Source organism: Lentzea sp. NPDC004782, from assembly GCF_040609115.1.
Taxonomy (GTDB): Bacteria; Actinomycetota; Actinomycetes; order Mycobacteriales; family Pseudonocardiaceae; genus Lentzea.
Window position 1 is genome coordinate 46,491 of sequence record NZ_JBEXJN010000053.1, and the last position, 14,468, is coordinate 60,958.

The window sequence follows — 14,468 nt, forward strand, 5'->3', positions numbered from 1 at the left end:
GACCCGCAATGCCGTCCGGGACGCGATCACCTGGGGCTGACCGATCAATTTGATCCAGTTGACGCCAGCACCATTCATGTCTCCGCGTGTTCGAACGTGTGCGATCAGGAGACAGGGGTCAAGCGGGTGCATTACGCCCGAGACGGGCTGATCACCTTGAAGAGACGGCACAATTTCAGGTTGGTCGACGAAGTTTGAGGATTCAAACACAACCCGATCTTCAAAGTCGCCTGGCAATCCGATCGTCGATGCCAGTGAAGTGGTCATCTTTGTCACGCCCGCAAGTGGTCATGGTCGCCAGGAAAGCCCAACCACTCAGGTCACCACCCAATCCAAATCACGCGCTCCACAGAGCGGTAACACTGTGGCGAGAAGGCGATCTGTCGAGCCAGACAGCACATGATCATGCTCGAAGAACCACTCGGAAGGTGGACACCTCGATCATACTCACAACCAGTCCTCGTGTTCCATGCCATGGAACCCCTTCTTGGCCGTTCGGAACATCACAGCTAGAGTCTCGCGTGTCGATTTTGCATTCACCTCAACGGAGTCTGAGGAAGCATCTTGAACGCCAATCGTTCTTATGTGAAAACGTCAGTTTTCGCCAAGGAAGACGGCACGTCACCCGTCTCCTGTCAGACGATGGATCCGTTCCCGGTCGCCGCATTGATCGACCACGCGCAGCAGGTGGGAAAGGAGGCGCTGGACCCGCGAGTCATCAAGATGGCGCGGATCGCCAGGCAGGAACATGCGGATGATCCGTTTCTGGTGTCACTGCTGAACAATGTGCTGGACAAGCAAGACCAGCGGTTCACCTACGACAGTTATCTCGCGCTGGAACTGCTCGCGCCCTTGATGCCTGCGCAAGTCGGCGACCTCGAAGCACATCGGTTGGTGCGGTTGCTGCTCACCGACCTGGTCGAGTTCGAGACCTCAACGGCCGACACGCCCGGCGACCAGCGGCTTGCAAGAAATCGACCGGTCCGCGCTGTGACAGACCAACGCATCGCCAAGGCGACCCGCTTGGTCGCGGAACTCCGCGGAAGGTCATCACTTCTGCTGACCACCGAGGACGAGAGACGGCGACTGCGTGTCAGCGTTCTGCCCGTCTCGTCCCAGCACGACGAGTACCTGTTCATCCGTGTGCTGCAGTGCTACGAGACCGTCTTCAGCGGGATGGCGATGCTGCTGGAGGAAGCGATGGCGGCGGCACGTGCCGATGCCACAGCCACAGTCGCACAACGCCTGACGGACGCGGCAGCGAGCCTGAACTGCGTGGCTGGCCTGTTCAGCCTCCTGGCCACGATGAGACCGGAGAGCTTTCACGCGTTCCGCGACCAGACAACCGGCTCCAGCGCAGTCCAATCCCGGCACTACAAGCTCATCGAGCTGTTGTGCGGCGTGCCCAAACCTGATCGGCTCGACTCGTTGGCTTTCCGCGCCGTACCTGAGGTTCGGGCGCGAGCTACGTTCGAGAACGAGTCGCTGACCTCATGGTATCTGACCGCCGCGCCAACCATGGCGGGGGACGAACGCCTCCTCGTCGATGACGCACTTCGAGCACTCGAGCACGCCCACCAGAAGTGGAAGCGGACGCACTACTCGCTGGGGCGTCGGATGATCGGCGTCGCAGACGGCACCGGTGGCACCGAGGGGGTGGGCTACCTGCTCGAGTGCCTGGACAACCGGCTCTTCTGGGGGATTGGTGAACATTGCCGCGGAATGGACGTGCACCGCACCCTGTCACGTCCGTAGTCCTGTCCTCGAACAACTGACATCGCTTGATTGAAGGAAGCTGATCATGGACCTGCAGCGATGGGCTGCCGAAGCTGTACGTGCTGTGAATGCGTGGGCTGCGACGCACGGAACGGTCGACGAGCATCCGTCCATGACGGTCGACGACGACCGCTTTGCGGCGGCGTTCCACGAGTTCACGCATCGTCTCGGTGACAACTACCCGTTCTTCCACCCCAGCTACGCCGGACACATGATGCGGGCACCACATCCCGCGGCGGCAGTGGGACACCTCGCGGCCATGCTGATCAACCCGAACAACCACTCATTCGAAGGAGGGCCTGCGACTGGGCGCATGGAGCAGGAGTCGGTGGCCCAACTGGCCGCGATGTTCGGCTTCGACACGCATCTCGGGCATCTCACATCCAGTGGCACCATCGCGAACCTGGAAGCGCTCTACATCGCCCGCGAACTCTCGCCCGGCAAGACGATCCTCTTCAGCGAGGAGGCACACTTCACGCACAGCCGCATGTGCCGTGTGCTGGGGGTGCAGAGCCAGACGGTGCCGGTCGACTCGCACGGCCGGATGGATGTCGATGCGCTGGAACGACGTATGCGTACCGGCCAGGTCGGCACGGTTGTCGCCACGGCGGGCACGACCGGACTCGGCGCAGTCGACCCGGTGCACGACATCCTCGAAGTGGCTCAACGCTATGGGGCACGTGTGCACGTCGATGCGGCATATGGCGGGTTCTACACGTTGCTCGCTGGAGCGAGTGGCCCCGCCGGACTCGCGCCGGAGCCATGGCAGGCGATCGCACGGTGCGATTCCGTGGTAATCGACCCTCACAAGCACGGGCTTCAACCGTACGGGTGCGGCGCGGTGCTCTTCCGTGAGCCCTCGGTCAGCCGCTTCTACGTCCACGATTCGCCCTACACCTACTGCACGCCAGCCGCTCTGCACCTCGGCGAGATCAGCCTGGAGTGTTCGAAGTCGGGGGCCGCCGCAGCGGCGCTGTGGCTCACCCTCAGGCTACTGCCGGCCACTCGTGACGGGCTTGGAAAGGTGCTTGCCGCGTGCCGTACCGCCGCGGTGTCCTGGGCCTCCTTGATCGAGTCATCCGCCTTGCTGAGGCTCTACCAGCAGCCAGAACTGGACATCGTGACCTGGCTTCCGGTGACAGGGGAGACGACGATGAGCGGTGTCGACGCAGCGGTGGAAAAAGTGTTCGCAGAAGCACGGAACGCCGCCCATCCCGTTTACCTCAGCACGTTCAAGGCTACCCGTGCCGCATTCGCCGCAAGGCACCCGGACCTGGGCGGCGACCTCGCCGAAGCTCGCGTCGTGCGCAGTGTCCTGATGAAGCCCGAATTCGAGCACTACGTGACCGATCTGCACATGCGGGTCGAAGCGCTGGTGCGCGCGGTCGGCGCCGCAGGCCCGTGACGTCCGACAGGCGGGAAGGTTCGAGCTGCATTGCCCCACGTAGCCGGACGGTTGACGGGGTCGTTCGATGAGTCGGCTGCGGCTCGTGCGGTTGTCATGCCGAAGAAGCAGATTCCGCCCGCCTCTTCGGCAACGCCGCATGCGTTCCTCCGCCATGTGCTTGGGCGTGCGGAACGTCCGTGATGGATGAACGGGCAGACTTCACGCTCACGTCTGGATCCTCCTCCGCGCTGTGAGAGATGTTGTGGAACATCGCTGGTGTCCACCGCCGATGCCGGCGCGGTGGAGCACCGTCGGCAAGTGAACAACACCGGAGGAACAGCTGTGAGGAAGTTGGTGCTCGGCGCTGCCCTGGGACTCGGCCTGCTCGCCGCCAGCGCAGTGCCCGCTCTGGCAGGCGACTGGTACTACACAGGACACTGGTATGACAGCGCGGGTGCCTGTGAGGAGGGCTATCAGCAGATGGTCCCGCCCGGCTCCGGCGGCGACCTGCCACACGAGTGCAGGTACAACGCGGGCGGCAACGTCTACGAGCTGTGGCGCGTGGCGCCCTGAGGGCAGTGCCGGGGGCAGCTCGACACGGACTCGTGGCATGGGCCGGATCGATCAGATCTGGGCCGGCCTTTCTTGAGCTGCGCCAGAAGATGCGCGACGTTCGCGCCGATGAGGTGGTGCCCATCGGGGTCGCCGAGTCTCTTGCGGAAGTGACCACGACCCTGATGGCCGCGGCGCCAGATCGGCTGCGTTCAGTTCGGCCGCGGCAGCTTCCGTGCGATGGTCAACCCGTCTGCGAGCGGCAGCATGGTCGGCTGCACTCGGTCGTCGGCCATCACGTGCTCGTTGAACGCTCGGATCGCAGCGGCGTTGCCCTCGGCTTCAGGGCTCACCGCATCGCCGTAGTAGAGCACGTTGTCGGCGAGGATCAGTCCGTTGTCGACCATCCTGGGTACAAGCTGCTCCCAATAGGTGATGTAGCCGACCTTGTCGGCATCGATGAACGCAATATTCACAAAGGACTCTTGTGGAAGCTCGTCGAGCAGGTCCGCGGCGTTACCGATGTGCTGGCGGATCAGGTCGGTCACCCCGGCCTCCCGCCACGCCCGCGAGGCGATCTGCGACCATTCGTCGGTGACGTTGTAGGTGTCGACCACTCCGCCCGGCGCGAGACCGCGTGCGAACGCCAGCGCCGAGTCTCCGGTGAAGGTACCGATCTCGATGACAGTGCGGGCACCGATCGCGGCGGTGAGCACGGTCAGGAAGACCGCTTGCCCGTGCACGACCTGCATCTCGGAAACCTGTCCCAGCGCAGCGGTGGCGTCGATCAACCGACGTTGTGCGGGAACGGGTTGCTCAGTGCAGGTGAGCGCGTACTCGAGCACCTCCGGGGTCAGCTGGACCCACTTGTCGATCTGGTTCGGGCAGGCTGGGATGCCATTCACAGCTGACCTCCACTCACTCAGAGAATCACTGCTTCACGAGTACCAGCAGGACCTCCCGGCCAGGATTCCACCTCGTGGAACACAATTGCCCGAACCAGCAAAAGGACGATGTGTCCCATGGCCTGGGACTCAAGTGAGACAGCGGCTGCGGCAAAACCCACAATCTCATCCACCGATGAGCCTTGCGGCATCCATGAAGGACAGGCCTCGCCTGGAGGGGATGCGCCGCACGCTTTCTGACCGACGAATCCCGGAGGTCGCCGTGATGACGACGCACGATCTCAACCTGCACAGACACACCGGCATTGACGTCCGGCTGGACGCGGTGCTGCTCGATCAGGTGAGCGGGCTGTTCACCGCCGAGATCCACGGTGTCATCCGGGATCTCGACCGGCGACCTTTCTGCGCCGGTGTCGTGTCGGCTGGGATCGAGTCCTTCGCCGCCGAGCACCTGGAGTTCGGGTGAGGCGCGACCAAGCCGATGCAAGCTCGGCGTTGATCCGGCGGGCGACAGATGTCCTGCCGATGCCACTGCCCGCGCGGCCCCTGGCCACCGAGCCGGCATCCGCTTGTGGAGGAAGCGATGCAACAGAGACACACGTCGGCCTCCTGCGATTGACGATCGCGCCGGATCCTGCTGCAGTGTCCACACTGGACGACCCGGCAAGCCGGGCGCGCTTCCGGTGGCTGCTCGGCCATCACGTTGCGTTCTGCGTGTGGCGGCGCCTGGCTGAGGTGCTCGCCCGCATGGTCACTGCGGGCGTCACGGATGAAGGACTCGAGGAGTCGGCGTGGTGGTATGACCGGTACACCTCGACGGTCCTGTACGCGGGCAGCTGCGGGGAACCGCTGTACCGCAACGTGATCAGGCCGGACATGGCCGCGCTGCACCCGAGTTTCAGCGGCCTGTGGGCCAGGGACCACACGTGGGTGCGCTGGTTGCTCGGCCAACTACCGATCCCTCGCGACAGCCCGCTGAAGTCCGCGGTCCGGCGCAACCGTGCGGTGCACATGGCGGTCGGCCAGATCCTGGTGCCCGAGGGCGGCTCGCTGTTCAAGGAATCCGGTGGGCGAGCACGGTGTGGCGCCACTGCCGATGAGGAGCGCCTGTTCGACTCGTACTTCCTCGTCTACAGAACCACAGTAACGCAGGAAGAGTTCCGCACACACGCGCTGCTCCGCGTCGCGGCGGTGCTGTGCGACCTCGCCGCACGGCCGATCGACCTGCCTGGATACGCGGAGGTGGGGGCCGCGCTACCCGACGACATCGTGACCATGATGCAGGACACCGCTGCCGGATTCGCGGGCGCACCAGGCAGCAAGCTCAACGCTTGAGAAGGAGTCTGCAGGGCGGAACGAACCACGTTCGGCTCTCATTTCGCCGTCGCGCAACCAGGCTGAATGTCAGAACGTGCAGCGCGCATGTCCGTCTGGACAAGGATTCCGATACGGAACGGTCGCGAACCGTAGCTTTGCCATGCGTTTCTGAGCTACGGCAGGCGAACTCCGCGCCAAAACCAACGCCCTCGTGCAGACCCGCTCATCAGGAAGAGTCCTCTAAGCCATGGACGTTCAGTCGGCAGAATGCCTAGGCGTCGCGAAGGCGCCCGATCGTGAGAAGGGTGTCGTGCTCAGCGCTGTCGACAAGGCGCTGATCGTGCTGACATCCGTGATGGCAAGCAACGCCCCTTTGTCCTTGACCGAACTGACTCGCCGTACCGGCCTGCCCAAGTCGACCGCCCACCGGCTGCTGGCGAGGCTGTGCGCCCACGGACTGCTGTTGCGCCAGGACGGGCTATACCGTCCTGGCCACCGTATGGCGGCGAAGTCCACATTGGAGAGCAACCCCCTGGCGTCTCTGCTTCGCGCCGAGTCGACGCCATACCTCGTGGAAGTGCACATCGCCACCGGTGGTACCGCGAGCGCCTGGCTGTTGACGAGGAACGGCCCCACGCTCGTCAACCAGATCTACAACCACCGAGGTGTCCATGCGGTGCCCGGATCACCGGTGCCCTCGGCGGTCCTCAAGCTGTTGCACGCGTACGAGCCCGAAAGCGGAGGCGCGATCCCCGGCAGGCCATCCGCGGCGGATCTGACGGAGATCAGAAGCACCGGTTTCGCTCACGGCCTCGAACTCGGCCACGGCACGACCAGTGCCGCACTGGCCATGCGCGACTCCACCAGCGGGCAGCAGTGGCCGGCCGTGCTGGCGGTGAGCGGGCGCATCGGGTGTTTCGACCACGCGGCAGCGGAGCGGGCGCTCAGGTTCAACGGCTATTCACTGGTGCGGATGATCAGGAGCCATCGCGCCAGGCGACACAACGACCAGTACGGCTCCTCCCTGGCGTGCTGATAGTTTCAGAACGTTCGCCACGGCGGCCAGCGATTCCAGGACGTTCTCGGTCATGTCCCTCGCTGGCTGCGGCACGGCTCGGACAGTCCGCAACGGCGGATTGCCTCCACGAGTTCTGGGGCCCGGCAACGCACTCCCGCGGTGGCGTCGCCAGGATCGGCGAACGCGACAACATTCCTCTTCAACGGCCTGGCTCATTCCAGCGCCGCTTCCCCTCGGCGGGTGACCGCTCAGACCATCATGAGTCAGGCACTCTGGTGCAGCGCTGCGCTCACCTGAACTGGTCGAACATCTCCGTCTCGGCGACTCGGTCACCGAGCTCGCGCGCCGCAGCGGCCCCGAGCCGGTACACCTCCTTCCAGCTCTTGATCTCATCACGGACGGACCCACGCCGGCACATGGTCTTGGCGAGTGCCAGTACCTCGGCGTGCCAACCAAGTCCGGACGCGGCACCGGACGAGGCCGACCAGTTGACGTGCTCCCGCTCCAGCCAGTTCCACGCCTCGCCCAGCGGATGGCCCAGCAGATGGCGCAGCGTTTCGTCGCGCAACCGATCGCTCACGTCCTGCGTTTCGTCCTCGGCCGGCGTTCACGCGCGAAAGCCGGATCGGCTCGAGCAACCGCAAGCGACCGATGAGATCGGCCGAGGTGAGCAGGGACGCCTCGACCAGCTCATCGAGCAGGACTTCCACTCCGCGAGCGGGAGTCCGGTGGCCACCGAGGCGAGAACACCGTCGAGATGATCTCCCGGAATCACGGAGAGCCCGCGGAACACCAGTGCGGCTCGTGGCGACAAGCGGCGCAACGACACCTGCGAAAGCAGAGCGCAGCCGGCGATCACCGGCGGTCAGGAAGTCCAGCCGGACCCGTTCGTCGTGCAACCGGCTGACGACGTGGAGCAACGACCAGCGCGGCCTCGTCGCCAGCCGGCTGCCCATGATCCGCACTGCGAGCGGCAGGTTGCCGCACAACGTCACCAGTCCAAGCGCGGCCTCCTGGTCGGCATGTACGGCGTCGGCACCCGTGAGGGACTCGAGCAGAGCCACGGCGTCCTCCGACGAGAGCGGAGCGAGTGGGAACACGAACTCCTGTGACGGCTCGGTCATCGCCGGATCGCGGTTCTTCGTGAATGCAACCCCATGATTGCGCTTCCACACCGCGGAGGCCCTCAACGCGGGTCCGTGCGGCTGGCATCCACACCAGTTCTCGATGAGCAGACAGTCCGCACGGCCTCAGGAGCCCCGCCGACTCACACGAACACGCCGAACGGCCCGAAAGGATCCTCAGCACCGCACCGCCTTCGGCACGTCTCATTCTGGTTCACGTCTGCCTTGCCGTCCCGCTGATCCGAATTTTGAGCGTGTCGTACATACGCGGTAAGAGGCATTTCCGCCGGACCGCTTCAGTGACCTCAACCTGCGCCTGCAGCCGCCGGTCCAGCTGGGTCATGACGGCGGACATCTCCATCCTCGCCAACTGCGCTCCGACACAGTAGTGCGCTCCAACGCCGAAGGACATGGCCTGGGAGTTGTTGCGCAGGGGCAGGAACTTCTCCGGATGTTCGAACACCTCGGGATCGCGGTTCACCGCTCCGAAGAGGATGATCACCTGAGTGCCGCGCGGGAGGGTGACACCGCCGAGCTCGATGTCGGTGGTGGCTTCCCGGATGGCACCGCTCGTCGGAAGAGGCGGGTCCAGGCGCAGCGACTCGTTCACGTAGCCGCGCAGCCCTGCGGGCGACTCGTTGGCCGCGGCGAACAGGGCCCGATCCCTCGCCCAGTTGACGACGGCGGTGTCGATGCCGGCCGCGGTGGACAGGAACCCGGTGATCCACAGTCCCATGAGCACGTCGACGACGTCCCTCTCGTCGACCTGGTCGCCGACGACCGCGGCGCCCAGCCGTGACGCCAGGTCGTCCCGCGGTGAACGTACACGTTCGGCCAGCAGACCGGAGAAGTGCTGTTGGAGCGCGTCGACCGCTTCCACCGCGGTAGCCATCGTCCGCTTGTCGCGGACGGGGTGGGACGCGTCGATGAGATCCGACGCGAACGGCTTGAGACGGACCGCGTCCTCCGGGGAGACGCCCAGGAAGGTCGCGATCGTCTCCAATGCCACCTTCTCCGACAGCGCCGCGTGCACGTCGACCTCGTCGCCGGCCTGCAACCTGCCGACCACCGAAGCAACGGCTTCCTCGCACAACCGTTCGGTGATCTCACGCAGCTGCTCGGCAGCACCCGCGGACAGCAGGCTGGTCAGCAGCCTCCTGCGTTCAGTCTGCAGTGGAGGGTTGAGCGCCAGCACGTTGTTGGCGAACAACTGGTGCATCCTGTTCACCCTCGGATCGTCGCCCTGGGGGAAGAGCGGGCCGAGATCCGGTACGCGGAACAACGGCGAGGTCATGATGTACCGCGCTTCCGCGTAGCGGCTGACGAAGCAGTAGTACTCAGCCCCGAAGAGCGTGTCCAGGTGCCGGGCGGGGTAGAGCGCGATCGGTGATGTGGTGCGAAGGTGTTCGTAGTACGCGGAGGGATCGTTGAGATTCTCCACTTCGACGAGCCGGTCGAGCACCTCGACACCCGAGCTCGCCGGTGAGTCCGCAGCACTGTTCTCCCCGACGATGGACAGGTGGAGCGAATCCACCGTGACCGGCTGGGTGACGGACACACGGCGGCCGATCCGTCGCTCGATGGTCATCATCAACCACACCAGGGTCAGGGAGTCGAGGTGCAACTCCTCCGCGTCGAGGTGGGAGTCGTCGGCGGAGGACAACGCACTCTTCAGGTACGAGACATCCAGTACGAGTTGCCGGACATCGGTCTTGTTCATCCGGTGCTCCTCGTCAGGTTGCGGCGGTCCGCCTTTCCCGCCGCGTTGCGAGGGATGTCGGTGTCCACGTGCCACCTCCTGGGTACCTTGAAGTCGCTGAGCCGCCGATGACACCACTCACTCAGTTCCTCAGGCGTGGGTGTTCCGGTGGTGGCGATGTACGCCTCGATCATCGGAACCTGTGGCCCGTCGGCGGCTTCCGGCGCGCCGCAGGTCACCAGTGCGTCGATCACCTCGGGATGTCCGCGCAGCACCTGCTCGATCTCGGAGAGGTCCACCTTGAGCCCGCCGATGTTGCGCACCGAGTCGGCACGTCCGAGCACACGCAACGCACCTGAACCGGGCTCGAACTCGGCGCGATCGAACGTGCGCAGCCATCCGTCCGCGTACCGGCCCTCCTGGTCCGGCCCGATGTACGGGCAGCGGTCGCTGCGGACGAACAACTCACCATCCACGATCCGGACCTCCACTCCGGGGAGTGTCCTTCCGACTGCCGGAGGAGCACACGAACCAGTCAGGTCGGTGGCTATCACTCCGACCTCGGTCATCCCGTACACCTGACCGACCGTTACCCCGTACTTCTCCGCGAAACGATCACGCACTGAGGGAGGGAGCGCGTCACCGCAGGAGACGGCGAGCCGCAGCGAGGGCGGCCGGTGGTCACCGGACGCTCTGCCGAGCAGGTCGAAGTGCACCGGCGCTCCCAAGATCGCGGCAACGTCGGCCAGACAGGCGCGCAGAGCGAGGTCCTCGGGGTGCAGCCGGTCGGGCAGGACGAGCGTCGCACCGGCCCGCAGGGCGGTGAGCACGCCCGCCATCAGCCCGAAAGCATGTGTCGCCGGGCTGAGGAGATAGACGCGTTCACCTCTCTTCGGCATGCCTGGGTTGGCCACGTTTCGGTCGACGTCCGCCAGCAACGCCGCGGCCGTCCTTCCGACGATCTTGGGCACCCCCGAGGACCCGGAGCTGCACTGGATCAGAGCGAGTTCGTCGTCCTCTGCGGTTCCGACGGCAACGTGTTGTTCGAGCGTCACCTCGTACCGGTCGTGGAACGCCGTCAGGGGATCGGTGGGTGGTTCACCTGTGACGATGAAGTGCGGCGCGACCTGCTCCATGACCGCGTCGGCTTCGGCGTCCTTCATGCGGGCATCGAGCAGCAGCACCCGGATGCCGTCTGCCCACAACCCGAACAGCCACCACAGGAAGGTGAAGCTCGGCGAGACGCGCAACGCGACCGTACATCCCTTGCGGGCACCAGCCGCCCGACTGCGGACCCGGACCGCGTCGACCTCCTCACGCAGTCGCGCGTAGGTGATCGCCTCGCTGCCCTCGGCCCACACCGCACTCGCGGGTGCGGCGGCGATCGCGTCCAGCCCCCACCAGGAATCGCGCCCGATCAACGGCTCGGTCACAGCGGCCACCCGCTTCCGGCCTCGAACACCGCCGTCGACCAGCTCCACCCCGCTCCGACGGTGACGAGCACGACGATCTCCCCTGGGCGCAGGTAGCCACCTTCACGGAGATCGATCAGGTTCGCGACGGCGTCACCAGGGCCCAGATGTCCGGTCTCAGTACCGAAAACGAGTATCTCGGCGTGTACGAGGTCGTCGAAGACACCGCCGTACATGACATCCATGAGCACCTGGTCGATGCGAGGCAGCACGACGTGACGAATGCGCGGATCCGCAACGTCGAGACCCGCATCGGCGAGTGCCTGCTCCAGGCACCGTCGCGGCCCCTGCCGCATCGCCATCACGGCTTCGAGGGCCTCTGTGGTCCCAGCCGGTGCGCCTCCGCCTTCGGCCATGTTAGCTATGCTCGGGGAATCGATGGAAGTCCTGTTCCACATCGGCGCGGGGGTGAACTCCCGGTCGCCGCGGAACGACCGCTCCGACTCGGGTGCGGCCGCGTGCGCGATCGACAGCAGAGTGATCACGTCGAGGTCACCGCCGCTACGGGTGACCAGCGCCGCAGTGGCTCCGTCGCCGAATCCGCCAGGGCGGCCCTTCTCCCAGCGGTGCCAGCCCGGCGGACAGAACCGGTCTGCGGTCGTGATCAGGACGGGGCCCGCGTCGGGATCGGCCAGCAACGACTTCGTCGCGATGTCCAAAGCGGCCAGACCACCGTTGCAGAACTGCTGCAGCATCAACGGAACCGTGTCAGACGTCGCACCGATCTGGTCGGCGATGTAGTGCGCGGCGGGCCAGGCGTCGTGCCCCTGATGGTAGGTGAACGCGTGGATGAGCATGCTCACGTCCGCCGCGTCGGCGTTCGCCTGCTTCAGGCAGGACTGCGCGGCCAGCACCGCCATCTCCGGTGGTGCGATCTCCGCCACCGGCAACGCCGTCAGACGCAGCACCGGCAGCCCGTACCCCGGGAGTTCGGGTCCGCAGCTGGACTCCGGAATCTGCTCCCGTCCTTCCGGAACCCACAGTGCGACCGAGTTCAGCGCGATCTTTCCGCCTACCTTCACCGCGACACCTTCCCGTCCACGAAACGATCGAGCACATCAGCCGCGGCACGGACATCCGAGTGCAACGGCCGATCCTCGTCAATCGGCGCGATCCGCTCCGCAAGCGCCGCAAGGAGTTCCGCGCACCGGGGAGCATGGGCGCCCTGCGGCCGCAGGTGTGCCGCCTGGCGCAGCGCGACCGCCAGACTGCCGTGCAACAGCCTGAGGTTGCGCGCCTGTTCCAGCGCGGTCAGCGCGGCCTGGGTCCCGAACGGGACCACGTCCTGGTTGTGCAGATTCGTCGGCAGGCTCTGAATGCTGGCGGGCACGCACGACCGGCGCATCGCCGCGACGATCGCGGTACTCGCGATCTGCACCCCCTGCACCGCGTGCTGCACTCCCGGCTGGGAGGCGAGCATCGGCGGCAACCCGCTGCTGCGCACCGGATCCACCAGCAGATCCAGCTGTCGCTCCGCCAGGTTGCCCATCTGCGTCGCGGTGATGGCGAGCATGTCGGCCGCGAACGCCACCGGCTGGCCGAAGAAATTGCCGCCATGACCGACCGCGCCGTCCCCAGGGAAGAACAAAGGGTTGTCACTGACACCGTTGAGGTCACGCTCGACCACCAGCGCGGCCCAATCCAGTGCCGATCGCGCCGCACCCATCAGCTGGGGCACGCACCGGATGCTGTACGGCTCCTGCAACGGCCGGTCACCGCTGGGCCGAACCCCCTCGAGACACTCCCGCAACACAGCTCCCACCATCACGGTCTCCGGATGGCCGTACGCCTGCAACAGCTGCGGCATCAGGAAAGCCGGCTCCGCGCCCAGCAGATCAACCATCAACGCCGTGAGCAGCAGACCGGCTTCGAAAGAACGCCTCAGCGACGCCACGGCGAGACCGGCGGCGGCGCTGGTGACCGATGTGCCGTTCACCATCGACAGGCCGTCCCGCCCGCTGAACACCAACGGCCGCAGCCCTGCCGCCGCCAGCGCCTCCGCGGCGCCCATCCTCACGCCACCGACCTCAGCCTCGCCCACCCCGCGCAGGCTCTGCGCGATGTGTGCCAGCGGGATGAGATCTCCGCTGGCACCCACCGAGCCCAAAGACGGCACAACAGGTGTGAAGTCGGTCTCCAGCGCCGCGCAGAGCATGTCCAGCGCAGCCGGAGACAGTCCCGACAACCCCCGCGACAGCGACCAGGTCCGGACGAGCATCGCTGCCCGGACGACCTCACGTGCCAACTCCGGTCCCTGGCCCGCGGTCAGGTGCTGCAGCGCGTTGTCACACTGTCCCTCCTCACTGCCGCGCCCACCGAAGGTGACCAGCGGACCGAACCCGGTCGTCGCCCCGTACACCTCCTGCCCGCTCGACAGTGAACTCCGCATGAACGCGTGGCTTTGAGCCACGCGTCGGTACATCTCCTCGTCTCGCACAACCACCACCGGACGAGCCGCCGCCTCAAGCATTCGCGGTGTGATGACGTCCTTCAAATCCAGAATCGGCATTTCAGTCGCCAGAGTCATACCGTTGCCGCCTCCACTGAATCACAGGTTGACGAGACCTGAGCGCCGCAAAATGGGCGCGCAGGCTCAACTCCGATGCGATGAACCCCTGCAGACCTGAACGAAGCCCAGCGCCTCGCCCCTCTGTGTCCCGGACCATAGAACAACGCAGCTAAAGTCAGGAGGCGATGTTCCAGCGGCTGGAACGAGAGTCGGCGCTTGCGGTGGGAGTCGGTCGTTCGAATTTGAGCGAGCAGCGCGACCGTCGGTTACTCTCCGTACTCTTCCGAGTCTAGTGATTACTCCGTTTGGGCGGTGGCGTGAGAGGAGTGTTCACCAGCGTGAGGTCCAGGGAGGCTTCCTTCTTCAATCTGGCGGCGTAGTCGTCGTTGTACGCTGCGTCACCCCCGCTGGTTGTCGTGCCGCGGCTCGGCGGTGGTCCGGGCAGCCCTGCCCTCCGGTCAAGCATCGATCCGACCGTACACACGGTGCACGCAACGGGATCAGCCCTTGATCGCTGCCTCATCCGTGCGGTTCTCGTGCTGGGCGACCACCGCTACCGCAATCGGCTGCGTTCTTCGGATGTGAACAAAGCTGTCGAAATACCAAAACGTCACTGAGCCTTTTTCATCCTGCGGTGATCTCGTAGTTCTGTAGGACGTGGATGGCTTTGGCCAGTCGGCCGGCGCGGCGGGGGCAGCAGCGGAGTTTG

At 65.5% G+C, this 14,468-nt stretch carries 12 protein-coding genes and 1 pseudogene; 6 read left to right on the forward strand and 7 right to left on the reverse strand.

Translation table 11 applies throughout. The annotated features are described in order from the left end of the window. The first annotated feature begins 564 nt into the window (after window positions 1–564). The 3 genes from ABZV40_RS36055 to ABZV40_RS36065 all read left to right on the forward strand — a co-directional run bounded on the left by ABZV40_RS36055 (window position 565) and on the right by ABZV40_RS36065 (window position 3,736). On the forward strand, window positions 565–1,755 hold the full coding sequence (locus tag ABZV40_RS36055) for a tryptophan 2,3-dioxygenase family protein (protein WP_355452205.1): 1,191 nt from the start codon (window positions 565–567) through the stop codon (window positions 1,753–1,755). A gap of 46 nt (window positions 1,756–1,801) precedes the next feature. Then, complete coding sequence (locus ABZV40_RS36060; protein ID WP_355452208.1) at window positions 1,802–3,181, forward strand: aminotransferase class I/II-fold pyridoxal phosphate-dependent enzyme; 1,380 nt, start codon at window positions 1,802–1,804, stop codon at window positions 3,179–3,181. A gap of 324 nt (window positions 3,182–3,505) precedes the next feature. Next, window positions 3,506–3,736 (forward strand): hypothetical protein, encoded by a 231-nt coding sequence (locus ABZV40_RS36065; RefSeq protein WP_355452211.1) that lies wholly within the window; start codon window positions 3,506–3,508, stop codon window positions 3,734–3,736. A gap of 191 nt (window positions 3,737–3,927) precedes the next feature. On the opposite strand, the gene ABZV40_RS36070 is transcribed toward ABZV40_RS36065, so the two are convergent. Continuing rightward, a complete protein-coding gene (locus tag ABZV40_RS36070) occupies window positions 3,928–4,560 on the reverse strand; it encodes a class I SAM-dependent methyltransferase (RefSeq protein ID WP_355452214.1) in 633 nt (210 codons plus the stop codon). 325 nt (window positions 4,561–4,885) lie between these two features. Between ABZV40_RS36070 and ABZV40_RS36075 the strand changes: the two genes are divergently transcribed. The 3 genes from ABZV40_RS36075 (at window position 4,886) to ABZV40_RS36085 (ending at window position 6,973) form a co-directional block, all read left to right on the forward strand. After that, a complete protein-coding gene (locus ABZV40_RS36075) occupies window positions 4,886–5,086 on the forward strand; it encodes a hypothetical protein (protein WP_355452217.1) in 201 nt (66 codons plus the stop codon). A 176-nt stretch (window positions 5,087–5,262) separates the two neighbouring features. After that, entirely contained in the window at window positions 5,263–5,955 is a 693-nt protein-coding gene (locus ABZV40_RS36080) for a hypothetical protein (RefSeq protein ID WP_355452220.1), read from the forward strand. Between the two features lie 229 nt (window positions 5,956–6,184). Continuing rightward, window positions 6,185–6,973, forward strand: a complete 789-nt coding sequence (locus tag ABZV40_RS36085) for a helix-turn-helix domain-containing protein (RefSeq protein ID WP_355452223.1) — start codon at window positions 6,185–6,187, stop codon at window positions 6,971–6,973. A 271-nt stretch (window positions 6,974–7,244) separates the two neighbouring features. Here the strand turns inward: ABZV40_RS36085 and ABZV40_RS36090 are convergent, their stop codons facing one another. The 6 genes and pseudogenes from ABZV40_RS36090 to ABZV40_RS36115 all read right to left on the reverse strand — a co-directional run. Continuing rightward, window positions 7,245–7,535, reverse strand: a complete 291-nt coding sequence (locus tag ABZV40_RS36090; RefSeq protein ID WP_355452226.1) for a hypothetical protein — start codon at window positions 7,533–7,535, stop codon at window positions 7,245–7,247. A gap of 758 nt (window positions 7,536–8,293) precedes the next feature. Beyond that, a complete protein-coding gene (locus ABZV40_RS36095) occupies window positions 8,294–9,799 on the reverse strand; it encodes a cytochrome P450 (RefSeq protein ID WP_355452229.1) in 1,506 nt (501 codons plus the stop codon). Continuing rightward, window positions 9,796–11,211 (reverse strand): class I adenylate-forming enzyme family protein, encoded by a 1,416-nt coding sequence (locus ABZV40_RS36100; RefSeq protein WP_355452232.1) that lies wholly within the window; start codon window positions 11,209–11,211, stop codon window positions 9,796–9,798. The genes ABZV40_RS36095 and ABZV40_RS36100 overlap by 4 nt, the downstream gene beginning before the upstream one ends. After that, a complete protein-coding gene (locus ABZV40_RS36105; RefSeq protein WP_355452235.1) occupies window positions 11,208–12,272 on the reverse strand; it encodes a ketoacyl-ACP synthase III family protein in 1,065 nt (354 codons plus the stop codon). The genes ABZV40_RS36100 and ABZV40_RS36105 overlap by 4 nt, the downstream gene beginning before the upstream one ends. Further along, window positions 12,269–13,777, reverse strand: a complete 1,509-nt coding sequence (locus ABZV40_RS36110) for an aromatic amino acid ammonia-lyase (RefSeq protein WP_355452238.1) — start codon at window positions 13,775–13,777, stop codon at window positions 12,269–12,271. Before ABZV40_RS36110 ends, ABZV40_RS36105 begins: the two co-directional genes overlap by 4 nt. Window positions 13,778–14,383: 606 nt before the next feature. Beyond that, window positions 14,384–14,468 (reverse strand): annotated as a pseudogene (locus ABZV40_RS36115) (IS5/IS1182 family transposase); the annotation flags it as partial.